Here is an 8,593-nt window from a genome sequence, read left to right on the forward strand (position 1 = left end):
ACCTGGTGCGCCCGGCCACCTGGTGCGCCCGGCCACCTGGTGCGCCCGGCCACCTGGTGCGCCCGGCCACCTACTAGGCCGAACGCGGCCGGCCCGCCAGCACCTGGTCGGCGAAGGCGGCGAGCTCGGCGCTGACTCGCTCGTGGGCCTCCAGGGGCGCCATGTGGCCAGCACCGGGCAGGACCACCAGGCGGGCGTCGGGCATGGCCCCGGCCAGGCGCCGGGCCGGTCCGAGCGGGGTGAGCCGGTCGTGCTCGCCGACCATGACCAGGCCGGGCATCGTCAGGCGCTCGGCGATGTGGGCGAGGCGCACCGACGTGAGCGTCGGGCCGAGCGCGGACTTCACCCCCGCCGGGCACTCCATCATCAGCTGCTCGGTGAAGGCGATGTGGGCGGGGTCGGCGTCGGGGTGCAGCGCCAACGACCGGGTGAGCAGGAACACCAGGTCGGGGGGCGCGGGGTCGGGCCAGTCGGCGGGGTCCCCGCTGCGGGCGACGGCGCGGTGCCGCACCCCCGGCAGCCGGCCCCGCAGCACGGCGAGCACCGCCGCGCCCGCGGTGAACGCCCCACCCGCGATGACGCTACCGGCGGCCGTCGACACCAGCGCGACCCCGGCCACCCGGTCCAGCTGCTCGGGGAACTGCTCGGCGAACGACAGGATGGCCATGCCCCCCATCGAGTGGCCCACGGCCACGACCGGCCCGCCCGGCACCGTCGTGGCGTCCAGCACGGCGGCGACGTCCCGCCCGAGGGCACCCATGCTGTAGTCGCCGGCGGCGGCCACGGCGCTGGCGGCGTGCCCGCGCTGGTCGTAGCAGACCAGGCGGAAGCGCGCCGAGAGCGCGCGCCGCTGGTAGTGCCAGGCGTGCTGGGACAGCGTGTAACCGTGCGCGAGCAGGATCGTCGGCGCGTCGTCGGGCCCCAGGACCTCCACGTGCAGGCGGGTCCCGTCGCACGAGCGCACCGTCTGCACCCGGCCGTGGACCGGGCGGCACAGATCCGCCCATGTCGACTCGGCGAGGGGCTCGATGCCGGCGATCGCCCGGCGCTTGGCGTAGTGCCCGAGCGCGGCGCTGCCGGCCGCCGCGCCGGCGAACGCCATCGCGCCGATCGCCCGTCGTCTGATCATCCCGGCTCCTCGTCCTCATGCCTCGGTGTGGGCAATGCTCGCGTATGTGCACGAGGAGGCTGACCGATGGCGCGGGTCGCGCCGGTCACCCGCGGTGGTGGGCCGCCTCGAGCGTGTTGCGGTCCACAACCGCGCGCGGCACCGCCGGCACGATGCTCAGCGCCGCCACGGCTTCCCACAGCACCACACTCGCCGCAACGGTGACCGCGACGATCACCGCCCCCAGAAGCGCCAGGGCAGCCCACCGCCGCGCCGAGGGAGAAGGCGGCGGGGGTCGGGACAACGGGGAGTCCACGCCCTCCGGCTGGGACGAACGCGAACTGGCCAGGCTCGTCGGGTCCGCGTTGACGGGCCGCTGCACACCGTGCGTCAGGGTGTCCCCGTAGTCGGCCGGGCGCGCGGCCTGCTTCACCCGCCGGCGACCTGCGTGCGGGCCAGCCACCGGCGGGCGGCCGTCTCTGTACCGCAGGCTGCGCAGCAGCTCCTCGGCGTCCAGGCCGAGGTAGCGGGCGTAGATCCGCAGATAGGCGAGGTTCTGCGTGTCATCGAGGGACACGGCGCCCGACTCGAAACCGGTCAGCAAACCCTCCGGCAAACCCGACGCCCGCGCCGCTTCCGACGCCGTCTGCTGCCCCCGGACCCGCCGCTGGCGCAGTGCGTCACCGATGGTAGGCACGCCACCCCCTCAGGCTCCTTTTCAGGTACTTCATCCTAGACTAGTGCAAGCGCGCAACCCGAATGTGTTTGACTTCGTCCGACACACAGACGGTGCGAATCACGCACCGACGCCGCCTCGAAATCGCACATGCTTGTGGGCGGCAGGACGTCCTTATAGGGTCCGACGGGTCAGCCGGGCGAGAGGGTGCGGGGGGAATATGGCGATGATGAGATATTTGGCGTTGATCGGGACCGCGACGATGGTGGTCGCGCTGCTGCCGGCCACCGGTGGCAGCGCCGGCGCCGAGCGCCCCGAGGACCCCGGGGCGATACCCGGCTCCTACATCGTGGTCCTCGCCGAGGGTGCCGAGCACCCGAGGACGGTGGCCGCCGAGCACAGCCAGGCCCACGACGCCGTGGTGACCCACGTGTACGGCACCGCGCTGCGCGGCTACGCCGCCCGGATGTCGGACCAGGCCGTGGCACGCGTCGCCGGCGACCCGCGGGTTGCCTACGTCGACGTGGACCGTGTGGTCACCACCGCCCACCACCAGTGCGGCCACACGGCCCGGGGCAAGGACGGCCCCTGCGACGACGCGGAACCGGACCCACCGGAGGCGCGCCAGCCCGTCCCCTGGGGGGTCAAGCGCATCGGGGCGCCGGTGGCGGGCACCACGGGCGCCGACGTGCACGTCTACGTGATCGACACGGGCATCGACCGGGGTCACGGGGACCTGCGGGTGTCGGACGAGGGTTTCGCCGCGGAGTCGTGCCGGGGGCGGTGCGCCGCCGACTGGGACGACGACCACGGCCACGGCACCCACGTCGCCGGCACGATCGGCGCGCTGGACAACGACTTGGACGTCGTCGGGGTGGCCCCGGATGTCACGCTGCACGCGGTGAAGGTGCTGGCCAAGAACGGGTCGGGTACCCGCTCCGGGGTGATCGCCGGCATCGACTGGGTCGTCGCCCACAACCCCGGCCAGGCGCGGGTCGCCAACATGAGCCTCAGCGGCTCGGGCACCATGACCGGCACGTGCGCGAGCGACAGCGACCCTGTCGAAGACGGCGGCCCCTTCGAGGGGACCGACGCGTACCACGCGGCGATCTGCAACGCGACGCACGCCGGCGTTGTGTTCGCGGTCGCCGCCGGCAACAGCGGCGCCAACGCTGCCGGTGCGGTCCCCGCCGCCTACGCCGACACGGTGGTCACCGTGTCGGCGACCACGCGCGACTCCGACTGGCCCAGCTGGTCGAACTGGGGCTGGGGCACCGGGGAGGCCATCGGCATCCCGACCAACTCGGTACCGGTGGGGATCGCAGCTCCCGGGGTCGAGATCCTGTCGACCCGGGCCGGCGGTGGCACCACGACGATGAGCGGCACCTCGATGGCCGCGCCGCACGTGGCCGGCGCCGTGGCGCTGTACCTCGGTGCCAACCCCGAACAAGCGGCGGACGCCACGGCCTTCTCCCACACCCGGGGGCACCTGCTCAGTGCGGCCGACCCCGCCCTGGGAGGCGAGGACGACACCGGCGGCTGGCAGAACACCAGCAACAACCCCCACCACGAGAGGTTCGTGCAGGTCCCGTAGGCCGGCCCGTCCGTCGGTCATCTGAAGCGGTCGACGGCCGAGGTCAACGGCTCATGGATGCCGCGACGGCCCTGGCCCTCGGCGTGCCCGCCGTGACGCCGGACCACCCCGGACCACCACGGGGTCGCGGTCGGCGACCTGCGGGAGGTGCGGGGCTGCCGGCGGGTCACCCCCGGTGGTCGGCCAGCTCGCCCGCTGCGCGGTCAACGATCGCGATCGGGTGGCTGAGGCACACCGGGCACCGGGGCGGCCCCACCGACTCGGGGCAGGCGTACCAGCGGCGACAGGGCTCACAGCGAGCCCACAGATCGGTGACAGCTTCCTGCATTGCAAACCTCCGGCCTCGTGGTGCGCGCTCGGAGCGCGACACGCGGTTGGGGTGATCGTCGGGTGGCGAGCTCGAAACGTGACTAGCTGTGCGAATTCGGTGTGTCCGCGTTCGGACCGGCGTCGGGGGTTTGGCCGGGTTGGCTGGACGTGACCGGCGCGGGTGGGTCGGGCGCAGGGTCCTCGGACGTGCCGGGCTCGGCGGAGCCTGTGGGACCGCCGGGCTCGGGCGCGACCGGTGGGGACGTGCCGGGCTCGGCGGAGCCTGTGGGACCGCCGGGCTCGGGCGCGACCGGTGGGGACGTGCCGGGCTCGGCGGAGCCTGTGGGACCGCCGGGCTCGGGCGCGACCGGTAGGGACGTGCCGGGCACGGGCGCGGCGGGGGGACCCGGTGCGGGCGCCCCGGGAGCGGGCGTGGCCGGCGGCCCCGGAGCTGGGACGCGGTCGGCCGGCGGCGAGGTCGCCTCGGGAGCGGGCCGGGGCGTCGTCGGACGTGGCCTGGGCGCCGCATCGGGCCGGGGGTCGGGCGTCGGCCGGGACTCCGGCGGGCTCGGCGCGGGGGCCGGCCGGCGCTCCAGACGCGTGTTGCCGGCTTCCAAGGCGGCGTGGGCCTGGTCCGCGGCGGCGTCGGGCAGCCCGCCGGCGAGCAGCCGGTCGAGCTGGCGGCGAGCCACGACGGTGGCGGCGGCCACCCGGTCGGCGGCGTCGGCGTCGGACCCGGCCAGCTCGCCGGCGCGGGCCATGAGCCGGGTGTGGGCGGTGAGCGCCTGGAGCACCAGCGCGGGATCGCGCGCGCCGGCGACCAGGTCGCGGGCCTCGTCCAGGCGGCGCTGGGCGAAGGTCAGGTGGCGCTCGACGCTGCGCCCGATGGACAGCGGCGCGGCCAGGACCAGCTGCTCGGTGGCGGCCTTGACCCGGTACAGGGTCTCGCCCGGCAGGGACTGGTGGGCGGCGGCCACCGCGCCGCTGGCGCCCATGACCAGCACGAGGCCCGCGGCGGCGGTGGTGGAGGCCAGACGCCGGCCCACCCGGTGGGGGGCCGGACGACCCGCATGGCCGGCGGGGGCGTCAGCGGCGGCCGGCGCCGGGGCGGGGGAGGGCGTCGCAGCCGCACCGGGGCGCCCCGCCGGGGTGGGCAGGGCGGCGGCGCGCTCACGCAGGGCCTGCACGTGGCGGGCGCGCACCGCGGGGTCGAGGGCGGGCGCGGTGAGGCTGTCGTGCAGGCGTGCGGCGACCTCGGCGTGCTCGCCGTGGTCGTCGGGCTCGTCAGCGGGGTGGGTGGACATCTCGAACAGTCAGCGCGCCAGTGCCCCCGAAGGGTACGGGTAGCCGGAAAGTCGGCCGGGGCGGGGCCGCGGTCATGGGGTGCCCGGGTCCTCGCCCAGCAGACGCGCGAGAGCGGCCAGGCCGCGATGCTGCAGGGCCTTGACCGCGCCCACGGTGCGCCCGGTGACCTCGGCGATCTCGCGGCTGGTCAGCTGCGCGGCGAAGCGCAGGCTCAGGACCTCCTGCTGGTCGGGGCTGAGGTCAGCCATGGCGGCGCGCACCGCCGCGTCGCGTTCCCCGGCCAGGACCTGCGCCTCGGGTCCGGGGTCGGCGGCGGCCTGCCCGGCCGCGCGGTCCTCGTCCAGCGCCACGTCGCCGCGGCGGGTGGCCTTGCGCTGCTCGTCGATGAGGTTGTTGCCCGCAGCCCGGAACAGCCAGGCGCGCACCCCGTCGGCGCCCCCGCGCAGCGCCGGGGCGTACTCGACGAGCTCCAGGAACGTGGCCTCGACCATGTCCTCGGCCAGGGCGGGGTCGCGGCTGCGGGCCACCAGGAACCGGTACAGCGGGGTGGCCAGGGCCTCGTAGCACGCCGCGAGCGCGTCGGGGTCGCGGGCATGGATCCCGGCCACGACCTCGTCAGGCAGCACCGCGCCAGCCTGCCCCCGCCCCCCCTTGCAGCGCAACCTGGTCGAGGCCCCCGGACGTGCCGGCACGGGCCGAAACGGACCCTCAAGTCGCGGCGGCCTCCTGCCGATGGGTCGTGGGGGTCCGATGGCACCACGACAAAAGGCGGACCAGTGCTGACCCGAGTTTTTTGTTCCGTCTACGCCGGATGAGCACTATGCTGCGTGCTCGGAACTTTCAGGCACCGCTTCTCAACGACGGGAACCGCGATGACGTTCACCGCACCACGAGGCGTACTCGGCCGCATCGGGGCCATCGCGGCCCTGGCCACGGCGCTGGCGCTGCTCGCCGCCCCCCCAGCCTCGGCCGACGAGGCCGATGATCGACTGACCATCATGCGCGCCGCCCAGGTCGGCGCGCCCGCCGCCGCCGGTGGTGACGTCACCGCACAGCAGACCGACGGTGGCTGCTCGACCGACCCGGGCGGTGACGTGGTCGACGACCGCGACGACGACGCGCCGGCGACCCACGCCAACAACGACCGTGCCGACATCGTCGAGCACTGCGCCTCCTACGTCGGCAACCTCGTCCTGCAGGTGACGGTGGCGGAGCCGACCAACCCCCGCGCCGACCCCGCCTGGCAGGACGCGACGTTCGTGGGGTGGTTCCTCGACACCGACGGCGACGACGTCGGCGACTACTTCGCCTCCTACAACCTCAACGCCGACGGCAACCTGGTCACCGAGGTGCAGCGCATCGAGACGCCGACGGCGGCGGTGATCTGCGGCAACGCCCCCGCGGTCTACGACGGCACGTCGTACACGGCCGGGCCGATCCCGCCCGAATGCCTGGACGGTGAGACCAGCGTGTCGGTCTCCGCCGCGGTCTTCTACGACGCCGAGGGTGAGGGCGGGCCCCTGCTGCACGACACCGCCCCCGACGCCGGGGCGTTCCCCGACCCCGTCGCGCAGTCCACGGACTGCGCGAACGCGCTGCCCGCGCCGTTCGCGGACCGCGCCTCCATCGCTGCGGCGCACGTCAACGCGGTGGACTGCATCTACGCCCGCGGCGTCACGCTGGGCACCAACAACGCCCAGGGGGTGCGCCACTTCCTGCCGCTGCTGGCCATCCCGCGCGGGCAGTTCGCCGCGTTCGCCCACCGGGCGCTGGTGACGACCGACACCGCGCTGCCCGACCCACAGACCCCGCGGTTCACCGACGTGGACGAGGGGTTCACGTTCGACATGGAGATCCACGAGCTCGCCGCCGCGGACATCCTGCTCGGGGTCACCCCCCAGGAGTTCCGCCCCCACCAGCAGATCCGCCGTGACCAGACCGCCTCGGTGCTGGTGCGCTCGCTCGCCCACGCCCGCGACGCGGCGGTCACACCGTCGGCGCCTGGCACCCACTTCTCCGACACGGTGGGCAACGTCCACGCCGACAACATCGATGCCGCGTTCGAGGAGGAGATGGTGCAGGGCGTCGTGGCGCCGAGTGCGGGCAACGGCCGCCTGTACGTCCCCGCGGCTCCCACGAGCCGCCAGCAGATGGCCAGCGTCATCAACCGCTTCATCGACAATGTAGAGGGTTCCTAATGACTGCCATCACACTGGGTCCGGTTACGCAGACGGCCCGCACCCACGCCAGCCGCTCCGGGCAGATGTTCGCCGCCGTCGTGCTCGCCGCGATGCTCCTCGGCCTGTCCGCGGGTACCGCCGTCGCGCAGGACTACCCGCCCAGCACCATCACCGTGGGCACCCCGAACGCGACCATCACGATCTCCGGGATCGGGTGGGGAGCGGGCACCACGGTGACGATCGTCTACGAGGACACCTCGGGTGCCACGGCGACCGCCGCCGGCCTCGTCGAGTCCGACGGCACGTTCGCCGCACAGCTGGCCATCCCGGAGGACGCCGAGCTCGGCCACGCCGCGGCGACCGTCACCGGCACCGGTGCCGACGGCCAGCCCCGCGAGGAGTCCGAGCGCGTGTTCGTCCAGGAGGAGCTCCCCGGCGCAGCCGGCGACACCCAGGAGGTGGCCCTCGGGTCGCCCTCGGGTGGCTCCACGGCCGGCAGCCCCGCCCCCGGGGCCGTGGTCCCCGCCGGCGACCTGCCCACGACCGGCGGGGTGAACCTCGGCATCACCGCGGTCGCCCTCGCACTGCTCGCCGCGGGCGGTGCGGCCCTGACCGTCGCCCGCCGCCGCCAGGGCTCCGCCAGCTAGGACCCACCGGCCGGGGCGGCGCACCCGCCGTCCCGGCCCGCACCGCCCGGGCCCCCACGTGGGGTCACGTCCAGCCCGCGACGTTCTCGAGCGTGGCGCGGCGGCCGGGCTCGGGGGCGTCACGCACCACACTGAACGAGCCGTCGGTCTCCAGCACGACAGCGGCCACGTCGTCCACGCTGGAGAGCCCTTCCTGGCGCAGGACCTGCAGGATCGCCGCATGGGTGACGCGCTGGCGTTCCATCGCCTCCTCGAGCAGGCTGCCGTCGCGCACCAGCAAGGTGGGCGCCGCCTTGATCAGGCGTTGGAACCCGGGCAGCCGCGTGGACAGCGAGGCGGCGGCGTACTGCAGCCCCGCCAGCAAGGCGAACGCGGTCGCGCCCCCGGCCAAGCTGACGTCGGGGGACACCGCGACGCTGGCGAGCACCGACCCCAGCGCCACGCTGACGATCAGGTCGAAGGCGTTCAGCTGGCTGAGCGCGCGCTTGCCGGACACGCGGAGGACCAGCAGCAGGACGAGGTACGCCAGGGGCGCGACCACCGCCGTCCGAAGCAGGGCATTCCAGTCGTCGAAGAACATACGGAGTCCGTACCCACGGCCGGGGCTCCCGGCACAGGGCGGCTCACCGGCACGGGTGCGGCTCGCCGGAACGGTGCGGGGCCCCCGGCGGGCAGCGGCTCACCGGCGCGGTGCGGGGCCCCCGGCGGGCAGCGGCTCGCCCCCCCCGCACGGGCGCTCTAGACCTGCCCGGGCCAGTCGGTGCCGATGATGAC

General features: G+C 74.9%; 8 protein-coding genes. 3 read left to right on the forward strand and 5 right to left on the reverse strand.

Features of this window, described 5'->3' with window-relative positions:
• Positions 1-73: 73 nt before the first annotated feature.
• Both WD250_13630 and WD250_13635 read right to left on the reverse strand, forming a co-directional pair.
• Complete coding sequence (locus WD250_13630) at positions 74-1,129, reverse strand: alpha/beta hydrolase (GenBank protein ID MEX2621249.1); 1,056 nt, start codon at positions 1,127-1,129, stop codon at positions 74-76.
• A gap of 85 nt (positions 1,130-1,214) precedes the next feature.
• Positions 1,215-1,805, reverse strand: a complete 591-nt coding sequence (locus WD250_13635) for a helix-turn-helix domain-containing protein (protein MEX2621250.1) — start codon at positions 1,803-1,805, stop codon at positions 1,215-1,217.
• Between the two features lie 217 nt (positions 1,806-2,022).
• On the opposite strand from WD250_13635, the gene WD250_13640 reads away from it, so the two are divergent.
• The gene (locus tag WD250_13640) at positions 2,023-3,378 is read left to right on the forward strand and encodes a S8 family serine peptidase (GenBank protein MEX2621251.1); all 1,356 of its coding nucleotides are present in this window, start codon (positions 2,023-2,025) and stop codon (positions 3,376-3,378) included.
• Between the two features lie 410 nt (positions 3,379-3,788).
• Here WD250_13640 and WD250_13645 read toward each other — a convergent pair whose 3' ends face one another.
• Both WD250_13645 and WD250_13650 read right to left on the reverse strand, forming a co-directional pair.
• A complete protein-coding gene (locus WD250_13645; GenBank protein MEX2621252.1) occupies positions 3,789-4,991 on the reverse strand; it encodes a DUF5667 domain-containing protein in 1,203 nt (400 codons plus the stop codon).
• Positions 4,992-5,063: 72 nt separating this feature from the next.
• The gene (locus WD250_13650; protein ID MEX2621253.1) at positions 5,064-5,618 is read right to left on the reverse strand and encodes an RNA polymerase sigma factor; all 555 of its coding nucleotides are present in this window, start codon (positions 5,616-5,618) and stop codon (positions 5,064-5,066) included.
• Positions 5,619-5,864: 246 nt separating this feature from the next.
• Between WD250_13650 and WD250_13655 the strand changes: the two genes are divergently transcribed.
• Both WD250_13655 and WD250_13660 read left to right on the forward strand, forming a co-directional pair.
• On the forward strand, positions 5,865-7,190 hold the full coding sequence (locus WD250_13655; protein ID MEX2621254.1) for an S-layer homology domain-containing protein: 1,326 nt from the start codon (positions 5,865-5,867) through the stop codon (positions 7,188-7,190).
• Entirely contained in the window at positions 7,190-7,819 is a 630-nt protein-coding gene (locus WD250_13660) for a hypothetical protein (GenBank protein MEX2621255.1), read from the forward strand. Before WD250_13655 ends, WD250_13660 begins: the two co-directional genes overlap by 1 nt.
• Before the next feature lie 64 nt (positions 7,820-7,883).
• Here the strand turns inward: WD250_13660 and WD250_13665 are convergent, their stop codons facing one another.
• Positions 7,884-8,399, reverse strand: coding sequence for a YetF domain-containing protein (locus tag WD250_13665; GenBank protein ID MEX2621256.1), 516 nt, complete (start codon positions 8,397-8,399; stop codon positions 7,884-7,886).
• Positions 8,400-8,593: the final 194 nt, after the last annotated feature.

Source organism: Egibacteraceae bacterium (genome assembly GCA_040905805.1).
GTDB lineage: Bacteria > Actinomycetota > Nitriliruptoria > Euzebyales > Egibacteraceae > DATLGH01.